The following is a 23,756-nucleotide window of genomic DNA, read 5'->3' on the forward strand; positions in this document are numbered from 1 at the left end:
GGGGGGGGGGGGGGGCGGGGGGGGGGGGGGGGGCGGGGGGGGGCGCCCCCCCCCCGGGGGGGGGGGGGGGGGGGGGGCCGGCGGGGGGGGGGGGGGGGGGGGGGGGGGGGGGGGGGGCGGCCCCGGGGGGGGGGGGGGGGGGGGGGGGGGGGGGGGGGGGGGCCCCCCCCCACCCCCTGTCCGTACGTCCTACGCGTCCGGGGCGATCACCGTGAAGTAGCCGGCGAGCGCCGACACCGCCTCGTCCTCCACGATCCAGCCGTCCTGGTCCGCGTCCAGGCTCCGCGCGGCGAGCCGAGCCGTCCCGGCGTCCGCGCCCAGCACCCGCAGGGCCCGCTCGACGGCGGGCACGGCCGCCTTGCCCCGGCCGTCCCCGTCCGCCACCGCGATCGCCGCCCGGAGGAAGGGCCGGGCGATCTCCGCGAAGCGCTCCGGGTTGTCGCGCAGCCGTTTCACGGCCCCGCCCACGAACTCCTCACGGGTGACGCGCTGGTCCCCGTCGACATCGGCGATGCCCGCCATGCCCTGCCAGAACGCCTCGGCCCCGGTGTAGAGCGCCTGGCCCTTGTCGCAGCGTGCCGTCGTGCCGAACTCGGCGAGCAGACGGGCCGCGGCGGCGTTGAAATCCGCGCGATCGATGTATCCGTTGCCGTCCTGGTCGAAGGCGGCGAAGCGGTGGGCGATCTTGCGCTCGTACTCTGCGCTGTCCATGCGGGGAGCGTACGACGCCGGAAGGCGCCACGTGTCACTTACACGCTCCACCGATGTGACAACCCGGTCACCCGGTCACCCGGTCATCGCCGGTCTCACGCGGAGAGCGGCCGGGCCCGGTCGTCGACGGCCGTGTCCCAGTCGGGGTAGACGTCGAAGAGCCGGCGCACGCCGAGGGCGGCGAGCACCCGGTTGACGTGCGAGCCCTCCTCCGCGCCCCGGGCCGGCAGGATCAGCCGCAGCCGGCCCCCGCAGGAACGCATCAGCCGCCGGGCGGCGATCAGCACGCCGACCCCGCTGGAATCGCAGAACAGGACCTCGGAGAGGTCGAGCACCACGTCGTGGCGGCCGACGGCGACCGCGTCGTGGACGGACTGGCGCACCGCGGGCGACGTCAGCAGATCCAGCTCGCCGCGTATGTGCAGCACGGTCCATTCGCCCTGCACGGTCTCGGCCACCCTCAAAGTCACGCGACCGACCCTCTCGTTCCGGGGATTCCGACGATCCGGAAGTTTCCGTTCCTTCTCGCGGCTGCCCCGGCCGCGCCTTCATGAAACACCGAACGGCCTGTCAGGACACAGGCGGATTCAGGCAGAAATGATCACTTCACTATCATCCCAGGCCTTTTCAGGGGCGTACTTGCCGTAAAGGGACGTGCACGTCCGACACCGCCGACTACATTCGATGTGACGAGGGGAACAGGGCAGGCAGAGGGAACGGGTCGGGGGTCACATGGCCAGGAACGCACCGCCCCGCTGGGACCGCAAGATGCAGCAGCGGCTGGCACGCGGTGAGGCGGCGGCTCTCGGTGAGCTCTACGACCGGTTCGCCTCGCTGGTGCACAGCCAGGCCCATCGGATGCTGGACGACGAGACCGCTGCCGACCTGGTGACCCGCGAGGTCTTCGGCTACGTGTGGGAGAACCCGGACGCGTACGACCCCCAGCAGGGCTCGATGCGCTCCTGGGTGGCCCGGCTCACGCACCGTCAGTCCGTGCGGCGGCTGCGCGAGGAGCACGGCCGGCTCGACGACCCGGACGACGAGGGGAGCGACCTGGAGGAGCGGGTGCACCGGGCCACGGTCGCGGCCCGCGCCGACTACATCGTCGCGTCCATGCCCGCCCCGCTGCGGGCCGCGCTGGAGCTCGCGTACATCCAGCGCCGGGACTACCGGCAGACCGCGGCCGACCTCGGGGTCACCGAGGACGAGGCCCGCCGCCGGCTCCGGCTCGGGCTGCAACTGCTCTCCACCGCACACACCCGCCCGCTCGAAGGGACGTCGCCGCCCGGATACGGACGGCCCCTGTGACCGGCGACGACGAGGCGGGCGGGCGCGGCGACGACGAGGTGCGGGGCGCCCGGCGCATACCGGGACCCCGGGCCGCCGCGGACGACTTCGACCTCTCCGCCTTCCCCCTGCCGCCGCCCGTCCCCGCGACCCCGCCCGAGAAGCCGCGACCGGCCTCACCGCCGACGACACCGGAACCGGAAACCGCCGTGGCACCACCGGACCCAACGGACCCGTCGACCCCGTCGGACCCATCAGCGCTGTCGGACCCGCCGGTGCTGGCGCACCGCGTCCTCAAGGCGCTCCTCGGCGCGTGGGCCCTGGCGGCCTGTTCGGCCCAGGAGACCGAGGCCGTCGAGGCGCATCTGACCGAGTGCGCCGCCTGCGCGGACGAGGCCCTGCGGCTGCGCGACGCGGTCGGCCTGCTGCACACCGACCGCAGCCTGGACCTCGACCCGACGCTGCGCACCCGGGTGATCGACGCCTGCCTGAGCCGCCGCCCGGCCGACATCCCGGTGCCGGACTGGGCTTCCCCGTACGACGCGGAGACCGCGCGGCTCGACGCGCTGCTCCGGGACATCGGCAGCGCGGAGTGGCACGCCCCGGTGCGCCTGAAGTGGTTCGAGGGCGAGCAGGAGGCCGGCCGCAAGACCACGGTCGCGGGCGTCATCGGTCATCTCATGGCCGTCGACGGACTGATCGGCACCGCCCTCGACCTCGAAGTACCGCTCGGCGAAGGGGTCCTCGGCCTGGGCGCCGACTGGCCGCTCTCCCCCACCGGACGCACCGAGAAGTACTGGTCCGCCGCGCGGCGGCCGCCCACCCGCGCGGTCCACGAGCCGTGGCGCGCGCAGAGCCACACCCTCATCCGTACGGTGTCCTTCGCCGGCCGCGGGGTCTCGGAGCTCTCCGTCTCGTACGGCGACTTCGCCCTCCCGATGCACGACGCCCTGCTGGACCGGGCCTTCGAGTGCTGGGTGCACGGCGGCGACATCGCGGAGGCGGTGGACTATCCGTACGAGGCGCCGTCCGCCGCCCACCTCAACCGGATGATCGACCTGGCGGCCCGGCTGCTGCCCGCCGCCCTCGCCGAACGCCGCAGGACCGGTCTCGCCGGGCCCGCCCGGCAGCTGGTGACGGCCGGGTCACCGGGCCGTTCGCTGCATCTGGAGGTCGAGGGCTCGGGCGGCGGCGACTGGTACATCCCGCTGGACTCCCCGGCCGCGCTCGGCTCCCCCGCGCACACCGTGGCGCAGGTCGCGCTGGACGGTGTGGAGTTCTGCCAGCTGGTCGCCGGGCACGTGTCGCCGGTGGAGGCGGCGGCCGGTCAGGAGGGCGACCGCGAGGCCATCCGCGACGTGTTGTGCGCCGCGGCCTCGCTGAGCCGCCTCTGAGGGACAGCCCTTGGGGGCGACCTACGCGAAGATCACCGTACGGCGGCCGTTGAGCAGGATGCGGCGCTCCGCGTGCCACTTCACCGCCCGCGCCAGCGCCTGGCACTCCACGTCGCGCCCGATGGCGACCAGCTGGTCCGGCGTGACGCCGTGGCCCACCCGCTCGACCTCCTGCTCGATGATCGGCCCCTCGTCGAGGTCCGCGGTCACGTAGTGCGCCGTCGCACCGATCAGCTTCACCCCACGGGCGTGCGCCTGGTGGTACGGCTTCGCACCCTTGAAGCTCGGCAGGAAGGAGTGGTGGATGTTGATGATCCGGCCGCTCAGCTGCTTGCAGAGATCGTCCGAGAGGACCTGCATGTAGCGGGCGAGGACGACCAGCTCGACGTTCTCCGCACGGACCAGCTCCAGCAGCTCCGCCTCCGCGGCGGCCTTGGTCTCCTTGGTCACCGGGATGTGCCGGAAGGGAACGTTGTACGAGGCGACGAGCTCCGCGAAGTCCGTGTGGTTGGAGACCACGGCGGCGATCTCGACCGGCAGCGCCCCGATCCGGGAACGGAACAGCAAGTCGTTGAGGCAGTGCCCGAACTTACTGACCATCAGCACGACCCGCATCCGCTCCGCGGAGCGGTGGATCTGCCAGTCCATCCGGAAGGAGTCGCCGACCGCCGCGAAGCTGGCCCGCAGCTTCTCCACGGTCACCGGGGCGTCCGCCGAGAAGTGGACCCGCATGAAGAACAGACCCGTGTCGTGGTCGCCGAACTGCTGGCTGTCCTCGATGTTGCAGCCGGTCATGAAGAGATAGCTCGACACGGCATGCACGATGCCCTTTTTGTCGGGGCAGGAGAGAGTGAGGACGTACTGCTCGGGGGCGGTGTCGGCAGGGTGCGGCGCGGTCATCCCCGTAGCGTGCCACACCGGCCCGGAATCAGGCCGACCTGGTCATGATGCGGAGCACGTCGAGGGAGCGCGGCGGCGTGTCGGGGTCCTCGCCGTCGTTGCCCGCGAGCAGCACATGGGCCTCGCGGGCGGCCTGTACGGCCTCCTGCCAGCCGTGGTGCTCCAGATACGCCGAGACGGGGGCGTCGGCGCCGACCTGGTGCATGATGCGCAGCACCCGGAGCACGGCGACGTCGACGAGGGCGGCCTCGTCGGCGTCGCGGAAGATCGTTCCGATGTACTTCTCGGCGGACCAGTTGTCCAGCCAGGTGTCCTCGACCAGGCGGTACACGGCGTCGGTGACGTCGCCGTACCCCTCCCGGCCGGTCAGCCAGCACTCGTGGTGGAAGACGGGGTCGGAGAGCATGTGCAGCGCCGAGCGCACGTTGCTGCGCCAGCGCCACCAAGGCATGTCATTCAGCGGCATGCCGCCCATGGTGGAGGAGCGACGGCCGCGACGGGAAGAGTTCTCCGAACCTTGCTGCACGGTCATCGATCGTACGTTCCCTTTTCCGCCGCCCGCATCGCCCCCCGCAATTCACCCGGATGTCACCGAGCGTTGAGCGGAGCACACAGCGGCGTTACCCCGCGGCCGGAAATGTTCAGGCCCATGACCGGATGGCGACGCCCCACCTCCTCCCGCCCCTACAAGCTCCTCACAAGTGCGGCGGCGGCCGGGGCGTTGCTGATCACCGGTTGCGGCGTACTCCCTGGGGCCACGGGGGGCTCCAGGGAGCCCGTCACCGTGGTGACCTGGGCCCCCGGCGGGGTCGCGGGGCCGGACACGGTGAACATGGCGGGCATGACCGCCATGGCCCGCGCCTATGCCCGCTGGGCCAACGCCGACGGCGGGCTGGACGGTCACAAGCTCCGCGTCGTCACCTGCGACGAACAGGACACCTCGGCCGGGGCGGCGGACTGCGCCCGGCTGGCCGTCAAGGAGAAGGCGGTGGCGGTCGTCGGCTCGTACAGCCGGCACGGGACATCGTTCATGTCGCTGCTGGAGGCCGCCGGAATCCCCTACATCGGCGGTTACGGCGCTTCCGACGAGGAGTTCAGCAGCTACAACTCCTTCCCGGTCAACGGCGGCCAGCCCGCCCTGCTCGCGGGCAACGCCCGCCAGCTGGCCCGCAGTTGCGAGCGGGTGTCCGTGGTCCGGCCCGACACCCTGAGCGGCGACGGCCAGGCGTGGCTCCTCAAGACCGGCCTCACCGAGGCCGGCCGGCCCGCACCCGCCGACATCCGGGCCCCGGAGTCGGCCACTGCGTACGACGGGGCCGCCGCGTCCGCGCTCCGGGCGGCGGGGGCGTCCCACGGCTGCGTGACGGCCGTGCTCGGGAAGCGCACGGAGACCTTCTTCGACTCCTTCCGGCGGCTCGAACCGTCGTACGGGAGCGTCCGGATCTCCTCCGTGCTGGGCAGCGTCGACCAGCCGCTGATCGACAGCACCGGCGGCCGGAACAGCCCGTTCGAGGGGGCGTACATCACCGGTTGGTACCCGGAATCGGGCGACGCCCGCTGGGACCCGATGCGCGAAGTGATCCGCGAGCACGCCTTCGGCGACAACCGGATCGACCCGGACGACACGGGGGTGCAGACCACCTGGATCGCGTACACGGTGCTGAAGGAGCTCGTGAAGGCGATCGACTCCCCGCAGATCACCCCCTGGAAGCTCACCTCCGCCCTCAGCAAGGGCACCGCGGTCGGGACCGGCGGCCTGACCCCGGTGCTGCGCTGGGGCTTCACGGACGTGCTGGGCTCGTCCTCGTACCCCCGGATCGTCAACACCAGGGTGACGTATCAGGTGGTGCGGGACGGCCGGCTCGTCGCGGACCGGAAGGGCTTCATCGACGTCTCGAAGACCTTGTCGGACGCCAGCGCGACGCGCTGACCCGCGGCACCCGCCCGGATGAGCAGGGCGGGCGCCGCGGGAGGTGCACCGCGGGACGTCCCGTCAGAGCTGGGTGGCCGCCCGCTGGGTCAGTCCGTACTTCGTCGCGATCGAGTTCCACAGCCCGGACGCCTGCTGCTTCTGCTTGCTCGCCTCTTCGCTCTGCTGGGTGGCCGCCTGCGTCTCGGAGGTCGTACGCGCCCGCCCGTGCTTGCACACCTTCTTGCCGTTCTTGGCCTGCCCGGCCCAGTTGGCGTAGTGCTCGTCGGCTGCGGCGGAGGCCTGCCACGCCTTGGTGAGGGAGGCGGTCAGCTGGGCGTGGTTCGGCAGCTTGTCGACGGACAGCCCTTCGAGCCGGGTCACCAGATCGCGGCGCTGCTGGGCGGCGCCCTTCAGATCGGTCACGGCCTGGTCCAGATCCGTGCAGCTCTTCGTCTTCTCGACGGCCCCGATGACCGCGGCACGGCTGTCGTTGCTGTCCGCGAGGAGCTTGTCGAGCGCCTCGGCCTGCGGCTTCGCCGGATCGGCGGCGGCCTGCGTGGAGGGCTCCCCGGCGGGTGAACTCGCCGCGGCGACCGACTGCTTGTCGTCCTTGCCCTTCTCGTCGTCGCCGCCGCTCAGCAGCGCGCCCGCGCCGAGCCCGACGACGGCACAGCCGACCACGACCGCCGCGATGAGCGTGACGTGCGGCCGCTTCCTGCGCGGTTGCTGCGGCTCCTCGCCCATCGGCTGGTACGGGGCCTGCGCGGAGTGCTGGGCCTGCGCGGCGCCCTGGTACTGCGGCGGGGCGCCCTGGTGCTGCTGCCGGGGGTCGAGCAGGGGCATCTGCTGGGTGGCGCCCGCCGGTTCGTCGCTGCGGAACAGGTTGTCGAACTCGGCGGGCGGCTGCCGGTCGCCCGGGGCTCCGGGCCTGATGCCGTAAGGGGTGCCGCCGGGGACCGGCGGGATGTACTGGGTCGCCTCGGCGTCACCGCCGTTGCCGGGCTGCTGCTGGTACGCCTGCTGCTGCGGCTGCCCGGCGTGGCCGAGGAACGTCGTCGACTCCGCGGGGTTCTCCGGCGGCAGCCCGCCCGGCACGGGCCCACCGGGCACCGGCGCGATGTACTGCGTGGCCTCCGCGTCCCCGCCCGCGCTCATCCCGGGCACGGCCTCGGGCGGCAGCGGCTGCGCGAACGACTGCGGCGGCTGGGGCTGTTGCGGCATCTGCGGCGGCTGCTGCCCCTGGTGCGGCGGCTGCATGTGCTGCGGCATCGGCTGGGGCTGGTGCGGCGGCTGCTGCATGTGCTGCTGCGACTGGACGGGCGGCAGCGGCTGGGCCTGCGGCATCTGGGCGTGCTGCGGGGCGGGCGGCTGCCCGTACCCCTGCCCCGGCTGCACCTGGCCGTACTGCTCCTGCCCGTACGGCCCCTGCCCCTGGGCGGGCCCCTGGGGCAGGTGCTGCTGGTGCTGCTGCTGCTGCGAGGGGTCCTGGTGCGCCGCCTGCGGCCCCCAGGGCTGCCCCCACGGCTGGCCGCCCGCCGGGGCGGCCTGATCCGCCGGCCCCCCTGGTATCCAGGGCTCGCCGCCACCTGCGGGCAGCACGACACCTTCGTGCGTGGGTCGTACAGCAGGGAGCTGCTGCTCGTCACCCTGTCCGCTCTGCGTCACCGGGACTCCTACGTGTGAACCTACGGAATCGTCGGCTCACGCTATCGGGTGGTTGCCGCCGACCGCCAAGCGTGTGTTGTCACTCACCAGCCCTTCACAAGCGCGGTGCCGCCCGGCGCTCCCAGGACGCAGGTCGAGGGGGCACCCGGACGCGTCCACCGGCCGGGCCCCGCCCCGGGCCCTCCCGGCCCCGGTCAGGCCGCCTGGAGCTCCAGGCGGGCGCCGAATTCGCGCACCGCCGACTCGTCCCCGTACGGGATCAGCCGCTGCTGCAGATCGTCCAGATATTCCGCTCCCCGGCTGGAGCGCACCGACCCCAGCAGCTCCATCGCCCGCGTGCCCGTGTGGCAGGCCTGCTCCACCTCGCGCATCTGGACCTGGGCCGTGGCCAGCAGCACCAGGCCGATGCCCCGGCGGCGGGTCCGGGACTCCGGGTGACCGGCCAGGGACTCCTTCGCGCGGCGCGCGGCGGCCTCCGCCTGGCCGAGGTCGCGGTGGCAGTGCGCCAGCTCGTCCGCGAGATAGGCGTGGTCGAAGTGGGCGATCCAGTCGGGGTCGTCGCCCGTGCCCGGTTCGGCCCGCTCCATGGCCGCAAGCGCCCGGCCTGTCACCGCCTGGCAGGTGCGGGCGTCGCCCAGCAGGGCGTGTCCGCGCGCCTCCGCCGCGTAGAACATCGCCTCCGCCCTCGGGGTGACGCGCCCGCGCGCGCCCTCCTGCGCGGCCCGCGCCAGCTGGGCGATCTCCCGGGGGTTGCCGAGCTGCGCGGCGAGATGGCTCATCGAGGCGGCCAGCACATAACCGCCGTACGCCCGGTCCCCCGCCGCCTGGGCCAGGCGCAGCGCCTGGATGTAGTAGCGCTGGGCGAGCCCCGGCTGGCCGGTGTCGACGGCCATGTACCCGGCGAGTTCGGTGAGCCGGGCGACCGCCGCGAACAGCTGCCGGCCGACCGACTCGCGGTACGCCCCGGAGAGCAGCCCGGAGACCACGCTGTTCAGGTAGTGCACCAGGACCGGCCGCACGTGTCCGCTGCCGAACCGGTGGTCGAGGTCGACCAGCGCGGTCGTCATCGCCCGCACCGCCTCCACGTCCGAGATCCCGACCCGGGCCCCGGCAGCGCGCGCCACCTGCGGATCGGCGCCGGTGATCAGCCAGTCACGGCTGGGTTCGACGAGCGCGGACGAGGCGACCGCCGAACCGGACAGGAAGTCGCGGCGGCCGACGTCGCTGCGCCACAGCTCGCAGACCTGCTCGATCGCGCCGATCACGGTCGGGGCGAACTGGAGGCCGACGCCGGACGCCAGATTCTTGCCGTTGGCCATCCCGATCTCGTCGATCGTGACCGTACGGCCGAGTTTGCGGCCGAGCGCCTCGGCGATGATTCCCGGTGCCCTGCCGCGTGGTTGCTGTCCGCGCAGCCAACGGGCCACGGACGTCTTGTCGTAGCGCAGGTCGAGCCCACGTTCCGCGCCGACCATGTTGACGCGGCGGGCGAGGCCGGCGTTGGAGCATCCGGCTTCCTGAATGAGCGCCTGGAGCCGTTCGTTCGGCTGGCGGGCGACGAGAGGCCTGGCTGCCATGTTTCCCCCTGAGGCCGCAGTGATCATTGAGCCGATCACTGCCCGGCGAATACGCGGAAAATGCACAGATTCATCGTGTTCGTCACGTGCGTCGTGTTCCTTGTCATTCATGTCGGCATATGACAGAGGCCGACCGTTCCGGACCCGCACGACGACTGTCCGGCGGTTGCCCGTATGTGGCTACCCGCCCCGCCCGGCACCGCCTCACGCGCGCCCCCGCCCATGCATCCATGCGCCCCGTGTGCCGGATCGATACGCCGCGCCCGCGACCGCCACGCCCGTAACCCCGGGTGTTGGCCGTAGTTGTGCTGTGCGTGGAAGAGCCCATCGCAGTCGAAGAGCCCGTCGGAGTCATGGAAGCCGCGAAGGTACCCCAACAGCGGGGCGAGCAACTGCTCGACGCGGCGGTGCGGTACACGGAGGAGCGGCACTGGGACGTGTGCCCGGGCACCTGGCTGGAGGCGGCGGAGGGGAGCGAGCAGTGCTCCTGCGGCGACGCCGGCTGCCCCGCCCCCGGCGCCCACCCCACCGGCCCCGACTGGGCGGGCCAGGCGACCGGGAGCGGGGCCGCGGCCCGCCGGATGTGGTCCAGGCACCCCAAGGCGTCGATCCTGCTGCCCACCGGCCGCAGCTTCGACGCGATCGACGTACCGGAGTCCGCCGGTTTCCTGGCGCTGGCCCGGATGGAACGGATGGGCCTGCCGCTGGGCCCCGTCACCTGCAGCCCCGACCGGCGGATGTTCTTCTTCGTGCTGCCGGGTGCAGCGGCCAAGTCGGACGATCTGGTACGGAAGTTGGGCTGGCGGGCCGCCGCCATCGATCTGGTCGGCCGCGGCGAGGGCCACTACGTCACGGGTCCGCCGACCCGGGTCGGCGCCCGCGGAGCGGTGCAGTGGGCCCGCCGACCCACCCCCGCCAACCGCTGGCTGCCGGACGCGGAGGAGCTCATCAGCCCGCTCGCCTACGCCTGTGCCAGGGAAGCCGCCGACGCGCGGGCCCGCCTCTCCAGGGACACCCTTTCGTAGGCTGGTCCCGGAACACGGGGCCACCGAAAGGCAGAGGCATCATGCGTGACCGCGCAGAGACCGACAGAACGGTACCGGCGGACGGGGCGAAAGAGGCGGGCGGAGCCGGTGAGGCGACGCCCGCCGTTCGCGTACAGGGGCTGTGGAAGCGGTTCGGGGAACAGACCGCGGTCGCCGGGATCGATCTGGAGCTGCCCGCGGGCAGGTTCATCGGCCTGGTCGGTCCCAACGGCGCGGGCAAGACCACCACGTTGTCGATGGTCACCGGACTGCTCCGCCCCGACCAGGGCAAGGTGGAGGTCGCCGGCCACGACGTGTGGCGCGACCCGGTCGAGGTGAAGGCCAGGATCGGCGTGCTCCCGGAGGGGCTGCGGCTCTTCGAGCGGCTCTCGGGGCGCGAACTCCTCGCGTACACGGGCCGGTTGCGCGGGCTGCCGGGCGCCGAGGTCGACCTGCGGGCCACCCAGCTCCTCGATGTGCTCGACCTGGCGGGCGCCCAGCACAAACTGGTCGTCGACTACTCGACCGGCATGCGGAAGAAGATCGGGCTCGCGGCCGCGCTGCTGCACAACCCCGAAGTGCTGTTCCTGGACGAGCCGTTCGAGGGCGTCGACCCGGTCTCGGCGCAGACCATCCGCGAGGTCCTGGAGCGGTACACCCGCTCGGGGGCGACGGTCGTCTTCTCCAGCCATGTGATGGAGCTCGTCGAGTCGCTCTGCGACTGGGTGGCCGTCATGGCGGCGGGCCGGATCCGGGCCCAGGGCACCCTGGCGCAGGTGCGCGGCGACGCGCCCTCGCTGCAGAACGCCTTCCTCGAACTCGTCGGCGCCGGCTCCCGCGCCGCCGACGGCTCCCTCGACTGGCTGGACGGCAAGCGATGAGCGTGCTCGACGCCCCCGTGACGGCCGCCCGCGGCCGGGCCGCGGGCGAGAACCTCGTCCCCGTCTTCGTACGGCTGAAGCTGACCCTGCTGCGGAACGGGCTGCGGCAGTCGGCCGGCCGGCGGGCCGCGTACCTCGCCTCCGTCGTCGTCACCCTGCTGTGCGCCGCGGGCCTGCTGCTCGGGCTGACCGTGCTGCGCGGGCACGCCCACGCCGCGTCCCTCGTCGTGCTGCTGGCGGGGGTGACGGCGGTCGGCTGGGCCGTGATGCCGCTGTTCTTCCCCAGCGGTGACGAGACCCTCGACCCCAGCCGGCTGGTGATGCTGCCGCTGCGGCCGCGCCCGCTGGTCGCGGCGCTGCTGGCGTCCTCACTGGTCGGGATCGGCCCGCTGTTCACGCTCTGCCTGGCGGCCGGGTCGGTGTTCGCGGTGGCGCAAGGGGCGGTCGGCGCGGTGTTCGCGGTGGTGGCCGCGCCGCTCGCGCTGCTGGTGTGCGTGGCGCTGGCGCGGGCCGTGGCCACCGCCAACACCCGGCTGCTGACCTCGCGCAAGGGCCGTGATCTCGCGGTGCTCAGCGGGCTGGTGATCGCGGTGGGCTTCCAGGCCGTCAACTTCGGTGCGCAGCGGCTCGGCCGGGCCGGTGGGCTGTCCACGCTCGACCCGGCCGCGGACGTGGTGCGCTGGCTGCCGCCCGCCTCGGCGATCGGGGCGGTGGACTCGGCGTCGCGGGGCTCGTACGGGCAGGCGTCCCTGCAACTGCTGCTCTCCGTCGCGGCGCTGGCCGGGCTGCTGTGGCTGTGGCAGCGGAGTCTGGTGAAGCTGATGACGGCCCCGGACGGTTCGACGCTGGCCGCCGCCGGGCCGGGGCGCGAGAAGGCCGGCAAGGGCGGCGCGGGCCGCTCTGCGCTTGCCGCGCTGCTGCCCCAGGGGCGCACCGGGACGGTGATGGAGCGCAGTCTGCGGTACATCGCACGCGATCCGAAGACCAAGGCCGCCTGGACCACGGCGCTGGCGATCGGGCTGATCGTGCCGGTCCTCAACGCGCTCCAGGGCACCGGATCGGTCTACTTCGCCTGCTTCGCCGCGTGGATGCTCGGCATCCAGATGTACAACCAGTTCGGGCAGGACACCTCCGCGTTCTGGATGGTGGCGCTGACGATCTCCTCCACCCGGGACGCCTACCTGGAACTGCGGGCGCGGGCGCTGGCGTTGCTGCTGATCACGCTGCCGTACACGATCCTGGTGACGGTGGTGACCGCCGCGATGCTCGACGACTGGGCCGCGCTGCCGGAGGCCATGGGGCTGTCGCTCGCCCTGCTCGGCGGGATGCTGGCGACGGGCGCGGTGGCCTCGGCGAACTTCCCGTACTCGATCCCGCAGGACGGGGCGTTCAAGAACGTGGCGCCGGGGCAGGCCGGGCTCGCCTGGATCTCGATCTTCGGCGGCATGGTCGCGGCGGGGCTGCTCTGCGCACCGCTGATCGCGGTGACGATCTGGCTGCACGTCGCGGACCACGAGCAGTGGCTGTGGCTGCTGCTGCCCGTGGGGGCCGGGTACGGGGCGCTGATCACCTGGGCGGGGCTGCGGGTCGCCGCCCCGCGCACGGCGGACCGGCTCCCGGAGATCCTGGCGGCGGTCAGCAAGGGCTGAGGGCTGCGGTCGGCGAGGGCCTGAGGGCTGCGGTCGGCGAGGGCCGAGAGCGGCCGCCGCCCGGCCTCCGGGGGCGGCCGCGTCGCTCGTCACGGCGAGACGGGCTCGCGCTCCTCCTGCGGGTCCTCGGCGAACTGCTCCAGGAAGGGTTCGACCGCCGCGCGCCAGCCCTCGGGCTGGTCGTAGTGGACGAGATGGCCGGCGTCGGCCACTTCCGCGTACTGCCCGCGCGGCAGTACGCGGACCATCTCCTGGGCCTCCGCCCGGCCCAGCTCGCCGTCGAGCCCGCGGAGCACCAGGGTCGGGCAGCGGACCTGCGCCAGCTCCTCCCAGTGCGCGTCGAACACCCAGGTCGCGCGGGACCGGAGCATCTGGCGGCGGGAGAAGACGGGGCGCCAGCCGTCGGCCCGCTCGGCCATCACCTCGGCGAAGAACTCGCCGCGGGCCGGGTTGGGCCGCTCCACCCAGGGGTCGTCCTCGCCGAACCACTTCCGTACGTCGGAGAGCGTCGCGAACGGCACCGGCCAGGACTTGAACCAGTCCTCCCACTCGCGCTGAGAGGCCGCGCCCAGCGCGGAGGCCCGCATGTCGCAGATGATCAGGGCCCGGACGAGATCGGGGCGCTTGGCGGCGAGCTGCCAGGCCGTGAGCGCTCCCATCGAATGCCCGACGAGGGTGACGGGGGCGAGGCCGAGCTGTTCGATCGCGGCCTCGACGTCGGCGACGTACGCGTCACGGGTGTACGGGCCTTCGGCCGGCTTGTCGCTGCGGCCGTGCCCCCGCTGGTCGAGGCCGACCGCCCGGTGCCGCTCCGTGAGCCAGCGGGCGGTCGAGGCCCAGTGCGCGGCCCGGCCCATCAGGCCATGGAGCAATAAGACCCCGGGGGCGCGCTCGCCCTCCGTGCGCCCCTTGGGCGGGTCGGCGAACTCCCAGGCCGCGAGGCGTACGCCATCGGTCCCGGTCACATCGATGCGCCGCACCATATGTCCTGGCACCCCCTTCTGGTCCTCGATCACCGATTGATCACTGCTCGATCGCCGCCTGGCCGCGTGACGCCAGACTATCGAACTTGTATTCGAAAACTGGCTTCTGCCACCCAACACCGCTCGTTCGAGTGACCGGCTCCAAGGATTGACCGCGGTGGCGCAGGGGAGACCTTCTCCGGGAGGCGGGCCACTCGGGGATGAGGGCCCGTGGGGATCGGCCTTGAGAGCTCGGGGCTCCAGGTCGAAGCAGGGGAGGACAGGCCCCGGCGCCGCGCGGCGCCGGGGCCCTCTGCTTCCGGGAAAGCCGCCGACGGCGATGTGCATCGACGGTCTCCGGCACCGGCGCCGGGTCCAGGGGTGGCGGGGTGCGGTTCACGGGCACTGGCGCACGATTCAGGGGCGGCCTGGACCTCGGCGGTCCGGGCGGCCGGGACCTCGGCGGCCACCCTCCGGTGCACGTGCCGGACCTGCTGGACCTGCCAGTACGACGGGCGCATGCGCCTGCTCCCTCCCCGACCGCGCGGCCAGTTGGCCGACACTCTCAGGTATGCCTCAGCCACAGCCTGGCACGGGATCCGTCCGGGCGCTGCGATTCCGGACGGAAACAGGTGGCGGACGAGCCGCCTCGTCGGCGCCCGGGCACCGACTCCTACCCGCGAGCGGTTCTCAGCGCTTGGCCACGAACACGTGCGAGGCGATCTCGGTGTCCAGCTCCGCCGCCTCACCGCTGCTGCCGACCAGCACACCGCCGGGCGACTGGGTCACGCTGACCACGGAACCGGGCTGCACACCCGCACGCCGCAGCGTGTACATCAGCTGGGCGTCCGTCTGGATCGGCTCACCGATCCGGCGCACGACCACCGTCTTGCCGTCCGTCCCCGGGTCGAGCTCCGACAGGCTCACCATGCCCTCGTCGATGAACGGGTCGGCCTCGGCCTTCTCGCCCAGCTCCTCCAGGCCCGGGATCGGATTCCCGTACGGCGACTCCGTCGGGTGGCGCAGCAGCTCCAGCACCCGCCGCTCCACCGCCTCGCTCATCACATGCTCCCAGCGGCACGCCTCGGCGTGGACCTGCTCCCACTCCAGGCCGATCACATCGACGAGCAGACACTCGGCGAGCCGGTGCTTGCGCATCACGCGCGTCGCCAGGCGGCGCCCCTCGTCGGTCAGCTCCAGGTGCCGGTCGCCCGCGACCTGCACCAGGCCGTCACGCTCCATCCGCGCCACCGTCTGGCTGACCGTCGGACCGCTCTGGTCCAGCCGTTCCGCGATCCGGGCGCGCATGGGGACCACGCCTTCCTCTTCGAGTTCGAGGATGGTGCGGAGATACATCTCCGTGGTGTCGATCAGTCCGGACATTCGTGCCCCTCGATGCTGTGACAGGAAAACGTCGTAAGCGCTGCGCGCTGGCCCTCCCCCAATTCTGACGCATACCGCCGACAACCGTGCCGGGCCGGTCGAACACCGTGCGGCGGAGCCGGGCGGGCGGTATTGACATGTCACTGGTCCAGACCGCAACGTGATCCGCGGCACGGACACCCATGGACACCTCCCCCCGCCGGAAAGGGCTCCTCGATGAGCGACAGCAAGCTGGCCGGTCAGTTCTTCGACGCAGCGATCGGCCTGCTGGAGCGGGTACGCGACGAGGAGTCCGGCAACATCGCGGCCGCCGGTGCCGCGATCGCCGACACCGTCGAGGCGGGCGGCAGGCTCTTCGCCTTCGGCGCCGGACACTCCTCGCTCGCCGCGCAGGACGTCGTCTACCGGGCGGGCGGCCTCGCCCTGATGAACCTGATGGCCGTACCGGGGACGGTCGGCGTCGACGTCATGCCCGCGACACTCGGCTCCGCGCTGGAGCGGGTCGACGGACTGGCGGGCGCCGTGCTGGACTCCAGCCCCGCCGAGGCCGGCGACGTCCTCGTGATCATCTCGCTCTCCGGACGCAACGCCCTCCCCGTGGAGATGGCGCTGAACGCACGGGCGCTCGGCCTGAAGGTCATCGGCGTGACATCGGTGGCGTACGCGGACGGCACCCGCTCCCGGCACGGCTCGGGCGGCTTCCTGCGGGACCACTGCGACATCGTGCTCGACAGCAAGATCGCCATCGGCGACGCGGAGCTGACGCTCGACGGCATCGAGGCGCCGTTCGCCCCCGCGTCGACGGTCGTCACCAGCGCGCTGATGCAGGCCATGATGGCCGCCGCGGCGGAGCAGCTGGTGGCCCGGGGGATCGAGCCGCCCCTGCTGCGCTCGGGCAACGTCGACGGCGGCCACGAGTGGAACGGCCGGGTCATGACGGAGTACCGGGACCGGATCTTCTACCGCCAGTAGGAGGCGGAGCGGTGCCGGGTGACGGGCGACGGCGTCCGCGGGTGACGGGCCGCGGCCCGCGCCGTCGCCGCACCGTCACCGCGTCGTCGCCAGCACCTGCGAGAGGTCCACGGCCGCCGCCACCCGCACCGCCACGCTCTCCGCGTACGCCGCGTCGGGGCGTTCGAACGCGGCGCGATGGGCGGAGCGCAGGAACGTCACCACGCCCAGCGTGCGCCCCCGGCTCCGCAGCACCGCGCACAGCGCGTGCACGGCGTCACCCGGCCACTGCCGCTCGGCCGCCCACACCCCGGCCCCGGACCCGGCACCCGCGCTGGCCCGCACCGACCCCGTACGGTCCACCGCCTGGAGGGCCGGGTGCCCCGCCGCGTACCGCAGCGGAAGGGAACCGCCGGCCACCGGCAGGCACGGCCCCGGCTCACCGGACGGGGTCGCCGCCACCCGCACCAGCCGCTCCCCCGCCACCACATCGACCAGCGCGTGGTCCGCGAAGCCCGCGAGCGCGTAGTCCAGGTACGACGTCGCCGCCTCCATCGGGTCCTCGCACTCGGACGCCGACCGCGAGGCCCGGTGCAGCTGGTTCGACCGGAACCGCATCCGGTCCGCCTCCTGCGCCGCCAGCTTCTCCGCCGTCACGTCCTGGAACAGCCAGCCCACCCCCAGCGGAACCGGCTGCTCGGCGAGCGGCGAGGCCAGCTGCAGAAAACCGCTGCGCCAGCAGCGCCGCCGCTGCCCCTCCGCCGTCCGCAACGTCACCCACAGCTCGGCGGGCGCCGGTGGTGCGCCCTCGGCGAGCACGTGCTGCAACGCGCCCTCCAGGTCCTCGACGCCCTGCGCGATCAGCTCGCCCAGCGGGCGCCCCAGCAGCGTCGTACGGCTGCTGCCCAGCGCCCGTGCCGCGTGCGCGTTGACGATCGTCGGCCGCAGATCCGCGTCGACCAGCACCACACCCCACGACGCGTCCTCGAACAGCGCCTCGCTCAGCGCGATCGACCGCTCCAGATCGATCTGCGCATGCACCTCGCTGAACGCGCAGTACACCCCGGCCGGTCTGCCGTCCGCGCCCCGGACCCCGGCCGACTGGGTCCGCACCAGCACCCGCCCGCCGTCCTTCCGCAGCAGCGCGAACTCGTGCACCCGGCGCCCCGGCGCCTCCATCGCCGCCATCAGCCGCCCCTGCACCTCCACCGCGTCCGCCCGCCGCACCGCCCACCCGGCGAACCCGGGCCGCCCCACGGCCTCCTGGGCGGACCAGCCCAGGATCCGCTCGGCCTCGCGGTTCCAGTGGGTGATCGTGCCGGCCGCGTCGAACGCGCAGAGCGCGGCGTCCATCCCGTCGAGCAGGGCCGCGAGCAACTCGGCCCCGGGCCCCGCCCCCGGCCCCTCGTCGGGCCCGAGCGCCTCGGCCGTTCCACTGCTTGTGGACGCACTCACCCCGTACCCCCCGCAGGACGCATCCGGCATTTCCGCACGTCAGACCATTGAACTCGAACGTGACCCGGCACACACCGACTTCCCGGAAATCGACTCCCCTTCAGGTGCTGGAGCCTGCCGATTAACACATCGAACGATCACACATTCGATCTCCGCTGAAAGATCACGCATCTGTGCGGTGATACCGGCCCATCAAGCCAACTCCGACGCAGGCACGGCTAGCGTCCCTGACCAACGCGAAGAAAGGAGATCACTCGCTCCCGCTCCCTCCGCGCGAGGCGAGCCGAGTGAACAGCCCCAGTCATCGCGATCACCGATCAAAGGCAGGTGCCCTTGATGACTACGTTTCCCGCAGGCGAGCAGACCCACCGAGCTGTGCTTCCTCAGCAGCCCGCACTGGAATCCGTGAGAGCAGACAACCCTGGGAGCAGGGACGAAACGGCTCACGGACATCCCGCCCCCGCGCGGGACACCGGCAGGGAACATGGGCGAGGGGAGACCGACGGACGCGGCACCGGGCGCCGTCGGCGTCACGCCGACAAGGCAGCGAACAGGGACGGTGACGTCCCCCCACAGAACATCACCCGCAACGGCGGAACAGGCGCGGGCAGAGTCTTCGTCCTCGCAAAGGGCGGCGAGCCGCTCATGCCCTGCCACCCCGCCCGCGCACGACAACTACTCACCAACGGCCGCGCCATCGTCGCGCGGCACACCCCCTTCGCCATCCGCCTCAAGGACCGCACGGACGCCGACTCCCACGTCGACGGCGTACAGCTGCGCATCGATCCGGGTTCGAAAGGAACGGGGATCGCGCTCACCGACACGAAACAGGAAACCGCCCCGGACGGAACAGCCACGACCGTACGGCGCGGGCTCATGTCGATCGAACTGCGACACCGTGGCCAGCAGATCCACCGCGCCATGCGACAACGAACCGGATACCGCCGCAGACGGCGCTCGGCGAACCGCCGCTACCGCGCCCGCAGGTCGCACAACCGCACCCGCCCGAAAGGCTGGCTGCCACCCTCGGTACAGCATCGGATCGAGACCACACTTGCGACCGCACACCGTCTCTCCCGATACGCACCGGTCTCCGAGATCCACATCGAGCAGGTCGCCTTCGACACCCACGCCATGAGCGCGGGCCGCGACCTCACCACCGCCGATTACCGCAGCGGCACACTCGCGGGAACCGAGATCCGTGAATACCTGCTTTCCACATGGGGACGCGCCTGCGCCTACTGCGGAGCCTCCGGCGTGCCCCTGAACATCGACCACATCCAGCCCCGCAGCCGCGGCGGCTCCAACCGCGTCTCCAACCTCACGCTCGCCTGCATCAGCTGCAACCAGGCCAAAGGCTCCGCCCGCGTCGAAGACTTCCTGTCCCACCGCCCCACCCGCCTCGCGGCCATCCGCGCACAGATCAAGGCACCGCTCCGCGACGCCGCCGTCATGAATGCGACCAGGCAACTGCTCACAGACGCCCTCGCGGGCCTCGGGAAGCCAGTGCTGACCTGGTCAGGAGGGCGCACGAAGTGGAACCGCACCGCCATGGGGCTGCCGAAGACCCACACGCTCGACGCCCTCTGCGTCGGACAGCTCGACCACGAAGCGGGGAACAGGATCGTCCGCGTACCCCAGCAGGTCCAGGTCATCACAGCGACAGGACGCGGGAGCTACGCCCGCACCACTCCCGACCGGTACGGATTTCCCCGGCTCACCCGTGCGCGCAGAAAGCGGCACCACGGGTTCGCCACCGGCGACCTCGTCCACGCCTCGGTGCCCAGGGGCAAGTGGGCGGGGACCTGGACCGGGCGCATCTCCGTACGCGCCTCCGGAAAGCACAGCCTGGGCACGCCCACGGGCCGCTTCACCGTGTCTCACGTGCACCTGCGGCTACTGCAGCGGGCCGACGGGTACGCGTACAGCTACCAACAGGAAGCCGCCGAATAAATGAGTTGTGGCGTCTCCCGCCCCTTCCTAGGCTGCTGCCACACAGAGAGGAGGTGTTCCGGAAGTGATTTCTTCTCGGACTCGTGAGGTGGCTGCGGGCTGACGCCCGTTCGTCGCGCTCTTTGCAGTGCAGGCCGGTCGTCGGCCAATCCCAAGCAGTCACCGACCCGCAGGCTCGCCGGTAAGTCCGGCCGGCTCCTCCGCAAGGAGGGACCAGAGCCTGCGGGTCTCTGCATGTCCGGGCGGGGCCGCTACGGGCACAGGCGCTCGACGCGCCACTGATCGCCCTCGCGTACGTACCGCAGCCGGTCGTGCAGCCGGTTCTCGTGGCCCTGCCAGAACTCGATGGTGTCGGGGACGACGCGGAAACCGCCCCAGTCCGGGGGCGCGGGGACCTGCTGGCCCTCGGGGTAGCGGGCCGCGAGCTCCTCGTAGCGGGCGAGCAGCTCGTCGCGGGAGCCGATCACCGTCGACTGGGGGCTCGCCCAGGCGCCGAGCTGGGAGCCGTGCGGGCGGGTGCGGAAGTAGGCGGCCGTCTCGTCGCGGCCGACGCGGTCCGCCCGGCCGGTGACGATGACCTGGCGGGCCATCGGGTGCCAGGGGAAGAGCAGCGAGACGTACGGGTTGGCGGTCAGCTCGCGGCCCTTGCGGGATTCGTAGTTGGTGAAGAAGACGAAGCCGCGCTCGTCGTACTTCTTCAGCAGCACGGTGCGCGAGGAGGGCCGGCCCTCGGGGGTGGCGGTGGAGACCACCATGGCGTTGGGCTCGTGGAGCAGCCCGCCGACGGCGACCTGCCGGAACCAGTGGGCGAACTGCTGCATCGGGTCGGCGGCCAGCGTGTCCTCGGTGAAGCCCTCGGAGCGGTACTGCTCGCGCATCGCGGCCGGATCGGTGATGGAATCGGAGGGTGAATCTGCGGTGGGCACGGGGTCATCCTGCCGCAGCGGCGGTCCCGGCCAGGCAAGGAGGGTGGCGCGGGGGCGGGGCCGATTCGAGGTCCTGTGCCGGATGTCACGCTTCCCCGTGTCCCGGGTGACCCGCCAGTATCTGAGGCAGGCCACTGTGGCCCGCGCAGAGCCGTCGACCGAGGGAGCCGCCATGTCCGACTTCGTACCGGGACTAGAGGGAGTCGTCGCGTTCGAGACGGAGATCGCCGAACCGGACAAGGAAGGCGGTGCGCTCCGTTACCGGGGTGTCGACATCGAGGATCTCGTCGGCCATGTGTCGTTCGGCAACGTCTGGGGTCTGCTGGTCGACGGGGCGTTCAACCCCGGTCTGCCGCCGGCCGAGCCGTTCCCGATCCCGGTGCACTCCGGGGACATCCGGGTCGATGTGCAGTCCGCGCTGGCGATGCTCGCTCCCGTGTGGGGTCTGAGGCCGCTGCTCGACATCGATGAGGAGACGGCGCGCAACGATCTGGCGCGGGCCGCCGTGATGGCGCTGTCGTACGTCGCCCAGTCGGCGCGCGGGCAGGGGCTGCCGATGGTCCCGCAGAGCGAGATCGACAAGGCGAACTCCGTGGTCGAGCGGTTCATGATCCGCTGGCGGGGCGAGCCGGACCCCAAGCATGTGAAGGCCGTCGACGCGTACTGGACGTCGGCCGCCGAGCACGGCATGAACGCCTCGACGTTCACCGCCCGCGTCATCGCGTCGACCGGCGCGGACGTGGCGGCGGCGCTGTCGGGTGCGGTGGGCGCCATGTCCGGTCCGCTGCACGGTGGTGCGCCGTCCCGGGTGCTCGGCATGATCGAGGAGATCGAGCGGACCGGCGACGCCATCGCGTACGTGAAGAAGGCCCTGGACAAGGGCGAGCGGCTGATGGGCTTCGGGCACCGGGTCTACCGGGCGGAGGACCCCCGGGCGCGGGTGCTGCGGCGTACGGCCGAGGAGTTGGGCGCGCCGCGCTTCGAGGTGGCGCAGGCGCTGGAGAAGGCCGCCCTGGAGGAGCTGCACGCGCGGCGTCCGGACCGGGTGCTGGCGACGAACGTGGAGTTCTGGGCGGCGATCATGCTGGACTTCGCGGAGGTTCCGGCGCACATGTTCACGTCGATGTTCACGTGTGCCCGTACGGCGGGCTGGTCGGCGCACATCCTGGAGCAGAAGCGCACGGGCCGGCTGGTGCGGCCTTCGGCGCGTTACGTGGGGCCGGGCTCGCGTGATCCGCGGGAGATCCCGGGGTACGAGCAGCTGGCGGATCTGGGGAACTGAGGCCCGGCTCCGGACGGACGGGAGACTCCGCGGCACCCCGTCCGTCCGCTGGCGGCGGAGCGTTCCTCGGCGACGTACCCGACGGCTCCGGTGAGCAGGCCCTCGCGGGTCGGGAAGCAGTGCTGGGCGGCCCCGCGCGAGACGTCGGCGCGCATCGCGACGACGGAGACGGTGGAGCCCGCCCAGCCGTGTTCGACGAGGCCGGCCGCAGGAGCCACGCTCTCCGAGCCGTGCCGCGCCCGTCACGCACCTGTGCCGCACGCCTCGCGCGCGCCCTGTGCCGCACCCGCCGCGCGCCCTGTGCCGTGCCTGTGCCGTACCTGTGGCGAGTCTGTGTCATTCCCGCCACAGCCTGAGATGGCGTCGTGGCGCGCCTCGTTGACGCACCGCCGTCGTCGTGCCGCGTCGGCGCGTCCGGTCACATGGCCGGGTGCTTTGCCCAGTTGAACGTTCCGGCTGCCGTATGGGCAGCCCTCACTGCCAGTTAGGTCAAAATGACACACAAGGGACGCATCGTCTCCGCAGTTGCCCTCTCCACCCTGGCGCTCGGGCTCACGGCCTGCAACGACGGCGAGGACGCGGCATCGACGCAGGACTCGCCGCCGGCCTCCGCCCCGGCGTCGTCCGACCCGGGCAGCAAGAGCCCGTCCGCGGACCCCAGCGACGACGCCGCCGCTCCGGCCGGTGGTGACGTCGCCGCACCGGGCACGAAGTTCAAGATAGGTGACCGAGCGGTCCTGCCGTTCAAGTACGGGACCGACAAGAAGGGCACCGTCGCCGTGACCGTCACGGCGATCGAGAAGGGCGCCGAGGCCGACATGGCTTCCTTCGGTGACAAGGCGAAGGGCATGACGCCCTACTACATCCGGATGAAGGTGGAGAACGTCGGCGGCACCGACCTGTCGTACTCGTCGCTGAGGCTGCGCGGCAAGCTGGAAGGCGGAGGCCCCACGGGCGTCATTCTGATCGGCGACCTCCCGGGCAAGTGCGACAGCGAGACGGCACCCCGCGACTTCACCACCAAGGGCGCGTCGTACGAGACCTGCTCGCTCAGCGCCACGAAGACCGACCCCATCGCGGTCGCCTCGTTCGAGGAGGGTGACGCGTACAGCGACAGCCCGGTCGTCTGGACCAGCTGATCAGCCGTTCCCGTGTCCGCGGGCCGGGCATCCCGTCCCTGACGGCATGCCCGGCCCGCGGCCCACGCTCTACAGCTTCCCGGCAAGGAGCACGGTGCGGTGGCCGCCCAGCTTGCGGCCGATCTCCCGGGTGAAGTCGGACGTGAGCTCCGCCCAGCCCCAGAACGTGAACCCGAGGTACCCGCACGCGTAGTGGTCGTGCTCCCAGCTCCACCGGTCGATCCCGGACGGCCGGGCGCAGGACGGGCAGTCCACGATCCCTTCGCCACCGTCCTCGGCCCAGTCCTGGAACCGCCCCTCGAAGGGATCCCAGGCGGACTCGATGGGCTGCCACACCTCGTCGACCAGCCGGATCTCGGTCCGGCAGAGCGGGCAGGTGGCCGCGCCCGCGTCTCCCTGGCCGCTGTCGAAGACCGTACGGCCGGTCTGGACGTGAAACCCGTTGGACCACAGGTCGACCGGGTCCGGGTCGTCGACGGCCTTGGTGAAGTGCGGGCCGGGGGCGTGACCGTATCCGTCGCCGCCCAGGACGCAGTCGGTGCGCTCGGCCGCCACGATCCCTTCCGCGATCAGCCAGTCCAGGACCCGGGCCCCGAGCTCCTGCGCCTCCCGCTCGGTGGCGTCGAGGTCGACGACCGTCTGGAAGTAGTCCCCCATGATTCCCCCGGTTCCTCAGCGGCCCATGTGTGCGGCCCGAGGTGTCT

At 72.3% G+C, this 23,756-nt stretch carries 21 protein-coding genes; 10 read left to right on the plus strand and 11 right to left on the minus strand.

Annotation, left to right across the window (positions count from 1 at the left end; genetic code table 11):
• Positions 1-189: 189 nt before the first annotated feature.
• Entirely contained in the window at positions 190-711 is a 522-nt protein-coding gene (locus tag ACFYY1_RS19465) for an EF-hand domain-containing protein (RefSeq protein WP_388586916.1), read from the minus strand.
• 95 nt (positions 712-806) lie between these two features.
• Positions 807-1,181, minus strand: a complete 375-nt coding sequence (locus tag ACFYY1_RS19470; RefSeq protein WP_388586919.1) for an STAS domain-containing protein — start codon at positions 1,179-1,181, stop codon at positions 807-809.
• A 262-nt stretch (positions 1,182-1,443) separates the two neighbouring features.
• Between ACFYY1_RS19470 and ACFYY1_RS19475 the strand changes: the two genes are divergently transcribed.
• Positions 1,444-2,019, plus strand: coding sequence for an RNA polymerase sigma factor (locus ACFYY1_RS19475; RefSeq protein ID WP_388586922.1), 576 nt, complete (start codon positions 1,444-1,446; stop codon positions 2,017-2,019).
• Complete coding sequence (locus ACFYY1_RS19480) at positions 2,016-3,392, plus strand: zf-HC2 domain-containing protein (protein WP_388586925.1); 1,377 nt, start codon at positions 2,016-2,018, stop codon at positions 3,390-3,392. Before ACFYY1_RS19475 ends, ACFYY1_RS19480 begins: the two co-directional genes overlap by 4 nt.
• Before the next feature lie 21 nt (positions 3,393-3,413).
• Here ACFYY1_RS19480 and purU read toward each other — a convergent pair whose 3' ends face one another.
• Both purU and ACFYY1_RS19490 read right to left on the minus strand, forming a co-directional pair.
• The gene (purU, locus tag ACFYY1_RS19485) at positions 3,414-4,292 is read right to left on the minus strand and encodes a formyltetrahydrofolate deformylase (RefSeq protein WP_388586927.1); all 879 of its coding nucleotides are present in this window, start codon (positions 4,290-4,292) and stop codon (positions 3,414-3,416) included.
• Between the two features lie 28 nt (positions 4,293-4,320).
• The gene (locus ACFYY1_RS19490; protein WP_388586930.1) at positions 4,321-4,824 is read right to left on the minus strand and encodes a hypothetical protein; all 504 of its coding nucleotides are present in this window, start codon (positions 4,822-4,824) and stop codon (positions 4,321-4,323) included.
• 117 nt (positions 4,825-4,941) lie between these two features.
• Between ACFYY1_RS19490 and ACFYY1_RS19495 the strand changes: the two genes are divergently transcribed.
• Positions 4,942-6,222 carry an ABC transporter substrate-binding protein gene (locus ACFYY1_RS19495; RefSeq protein WP_388586933.1) on the plus strand — a complete coding sequence of 427 codons (1,281 nt, stop codon included), beginning with the start codon at positions 4,942-4,944 and terminating at the stop codon, positions 6,220-6,222.
• Positions 6,223-6,285: 63 nt separating this feature from the next.
• On the opposite strand, the gene ACFYY1_RS19500 is transcribed toward ACFYY1_RS19495, so the two are convergent.
• Positions 6,286-7,869, minus strand: coding sequence for a hypothetical protein (locus tag ACFYY1_RS19500; RefSeq protein WP_388586935.1), 1,584 nt, complete (start codon positions 7,867-7,869; stop codon positions 6,286-6,288).
• Between the two features lie 194 nt (positions 7,870-8,063).
• Entirely contained in the window at positions 8,064-9,446 is a 1,383-nt protein-coding gene (locus tag ACFYY1_RS19505) for a transcriptional regulator (RefSeq protein ID WP_388586938.1), read from the minus strand.
• 353 nt (positions 9,447-9,799) lie between these two features.
• Between ACFYY1_RS19505 and ACFYY1_RS19510 the strand changes: the two genes are divergently transcribed.
• The 3 genes from ACFYY1_RS19510 to ACFYY1_RS19520 are packed head-to-tail and all read left to right on the plus strand — an operon-like array spanning position 9,800 to position 13,001.
• Positions 9,800-10,471, plus strand: a complete 672-nt coding sequence (locus ACFYY1_RS19510) for a bifunctional DNA primase/polymerase (protein ID WP_388586941.1) — start codon at positions 9,800-9,802, stop codon at positions 10,469-10,471.
• 41 nt (positions 10,472-10,512) lie between these two features.
• Positions 10,513-11,352 carry an ABC transporter ATP-binding protein gene (locus ACFYY1_RS19515; protein ID WP_388586944.1) on the plus strand — a complete coding sequence of 280 codons (840 nt, stop codon included), beginning with the start codon at positions 10,513-10,515 and terminating at the stop codon, positions 11,350-11,352.
• Entirely contained in the window at positions 11,349-13,001 is a 1,653-nt protein-coding gene (locus ACFYY1_RS19520) for a transporter (RefSeq protein WP_388586946.1), read from the plus strand. The genes ACFYY1_RS19515 and ACFYY1_RS19520 overlap by 4 nt, the downstream gene beginning before the upstream one ends.
• An 89-nt stretch (positions 13,002-13,090) precedes the next feature.
• Here ACFYY1_RS19520 and ACFYY1_RS19525 read toward each other — a convergent pair whose 3' ends face one another.
• Complete coding sequence (locus ACFYY1_RS19525; RefSeq protein WP_351261875.1) at positions 13,091-13,984, minus strand: alpha/beta hydrolase; 894 nt, start codon at positions 13,982-13,984, stop codon at positions 13,091-13,093.
• A 669-nt stretch (positions 13,985-14,653) separates the two neighbouring features.
• Positions 14,654-15,346, minus strand: coding sequence for a metal-dependent transcriptional regulator (locus ACFYY1_RS19530; RefSeq protein ID WP_388586949.1), 693 nt, complete (start codon positions 15,344-15,346; stop codon positions 14,654-14,656).
• A gap of 216 nt (positions 15,347-15,562) precedes the next feature.
• Here ACFYY1_RS19530 and ACFYY1_RS19535 point away from each other — a divergent pair, with 216 nt between their 5' ends.
• Positions 15,563-16,318, plus strand: coding sequence for an SIS domain-containing protein (locus ACFYY1_RS19535; protein WP_388586952.1), 756 nt, complete (start codon positions 15,563-15,565; stop codon positions 16,316-16,318).
• 75 nt (positions 16,319-16,393) lie between these two features.
• Here the strand turns inward: ACFYY1_RS19535 and ACFYY1_RS19540 are convergent, their stop codons facing one another.
• Positions 16,394-17,752 carry a PAS domain-containing protein gene (locus tag ACFYY1_RS19540; protein ID WP_388586955.1) on the minus strand — a complete coding sequence of 453 codons (1,359 nt, stop codon included), beginning with the start codon at positions 17,750-17,752 and terminating at the stop codon, positions 16,394-16,396.
• A 579-nt stretch (positions 17,753-18,331) separates the two neighbouring features.
• Between ACFYY1_RS19540 and iscB the strand changes: the two genes are divergently transcribed.
• Positions 18,332-19,705, plus strand: a complete 1,374-nt coding sequence (iscB, locus tag ACFYY1_RS19545; RefSeq protein ID WP_388587542.1) for an RNA-guided endonuclease IscB — start codon at positions 18,332-18,334, stop codon at positions 19,703-19,705.
• A gap of 251 nt (positions 19,706-19,956) precedes the next feature.
• Here the strand turns inward: iscB and pdxH are convergent, their stop codons facing one another.
• On the minus strand, positions 19,957-20,583 hold the full coding sequence (gene pdxH, locus ACFYY1_RS19550; RefSeq protein WP_388587544.1) for a pyridoxamine 5'-phosphate oxidase: 627 nt from the start codon (positions 20,581-20,583) through the stop codon (positions 19,957-19,959).
• A 220-nt stretch (positions 20,584-20,803) separates the two neighbouring features.
• Between pdxH and ACFYY1_RS19555 the strand changes: the two genes are divergently transcribed.
• On the plus strand, positions 20,804-21,913 hold the full coding sequence (locus ACFYY1_RS19555; protein WP_388586958.1) for a citrate synthase 2: 1,110 nt from the start codon (positions 20,804-20,806) through the stop codon (positions 21,911-21,913).
• 494 nt (positions 21,914-22,407) lie between these two features.
• Entirely contained in the window at positions 22,408-23,052 is a 645-nt protein-coding gene (locus ACFYY1_RS19560) for a hypothetical protein (protein WP_388586961.1), read from the plus strand.
• Between the two features lie 69 nt (positions 23,053-23,121).
• Here ACFYY1_RS19560 and ACFYY1_RS19565 read toward each other — a convergent pair whose 3' ends face one another.
• Positions 23,122-23,709 (minus strand): hypothetical protein, encoded by a 588-nt coding sequence (locus ACFYY1_RS19565; RefSeq protein ID WP_388586964.1) that lies wholly within the window; start codon positions 23,707-23,709, stop codon positions 23,122-23,124.
• Positions 23,710-23,756: the final 47 nt, after the last annotated feature.

Origin of the sequence: Streptomyces sp. NPDC001890, assembly GCF_042891445.1 — a bacterium.
Classification (GTDB): Bacteria; Actinomycetota; Actinomycetes; order Streptomycetales; family Streptomycetaceae; genus Streptomyces.

Excerpts from the sequence above, each read along its gene's own strand:
- ACFYY1_RS19465 (WP_388586916.1), bottom strand. The coding sequence starts at position 711 with ATGGACAGCGCAGAGTACGAGCGCAAGATCGCCCACCGCTTCGCCGCC.
- ACFYY1_RS19475 (WP_388586922.1), top strand. The coding sequence starts at position 1,444 with ATGGCCAGGAACGCACCGCCCCGCTGGGACCGCAAGATGCAGCAGCGG.
- purU (WP_388586927.1), bottom strand. The coding sequence starts at position 4,292 with ATGACCGCGCCGCACCCTGCCGACACCGCCCCCGAGCAGTACGTCCTC.
- ACFYY1_RS19490 (WP_388586930.1), bottom strand. The coding sequence starts at position 4,824 with ATGACCGTGCAGCAAGGTTCGGAGAACTCTTCCCGTCGCGGCCGTCGC.
- ACFYY1_RS19495 (WP_388586933.1), top strand. The coding sequence starts at position 4,942 with ATGACCGGATGGCGACGCCCCACCTCCTCCCGCCCCTACAAGCTCCTC.
- ACFYY1_RS19505 (WP_388586938.1), bottom strand. The coding sequence starts at position 9,446 with ATGGCAGCCAGGCCTCTCGTCGCCCGCCAGCCGAACGAACGGCTCCAG.
- ACFYY1_RS19510 (WP_388586941.1), top strand. The coding sequence starts at position 9,800 with ATGGAAGCCGCGAAGGTACCCCAACAGCGGGGCGAGCAACTGCTCGAC.
- ACFYY1_RS19515 (WP_388586944.1), top strand. The coding sequence starts at position 10,513 with ATGCGTGACCGCGCAGAGACCGACAGAACGGTACCGGCGGACGGGGCG.
- ACFYY1_RS19520 (WP_388586946.1), top strand. The coding sequence starts at position 11,349 with ATGAGCGTGCTCGACGCCCCCGTGACGGCCGCCCGCGGCCGGGCCGCG.
- ACFYY1_RS19525 (WP_351261875.1), bottom strand. The coding sequence starts at position 13,984 with ATGGTGCGGCGCATCGATGTGACCGGGACCGATGGCGTACGCCTCGCG.
- ACFYY1_RS19530 (WP_388586949.1), bottom strand. The coding sequence starts at position 15,346 with ATGTCCGGACTGATCGACACCACGGAGATGTATCTCCGCACCATCCTC.
- ACFYY1_RS19535 (WP_388586952.1), top strand. The coding sequence starts at position 15,563 with ATGAGCGACAGCAAGCTGGCCGGTCAGTTCTTCGACGCAGCGATCGGC.
- pdxH (WP_388587544.1), bottom strand. The coding sequence starts at position 20,583 with ATGCGCGAGCAGTACCGCTCCGAGGGCTTCACCGAGGACACGCTGGCC.
- ACFYY1_RS19555 (WP_388586958.1), top strand. The coding sequence starts at position 20,804 with ATGTCCGACTTCGTACCGGGACTAGAGGGAGTCGTCGCGTTCGAGACG.
- ACFYY1_RS19560 (WP_388586961.1), top strand. The coding sequence starts at position 22,408 with ATGACACACAAGGGACGCATCGTCTCCGCAGTTGCCCTCTCCACCCTG.
- ACFYY1_RS19565 (WP_388586964.1), bottom strand. The coding sequence starts at position 23,709 with ATGGGGGACTACTTCCAGACGGTCGTCGACCTCGACGCCACCGAGCGG.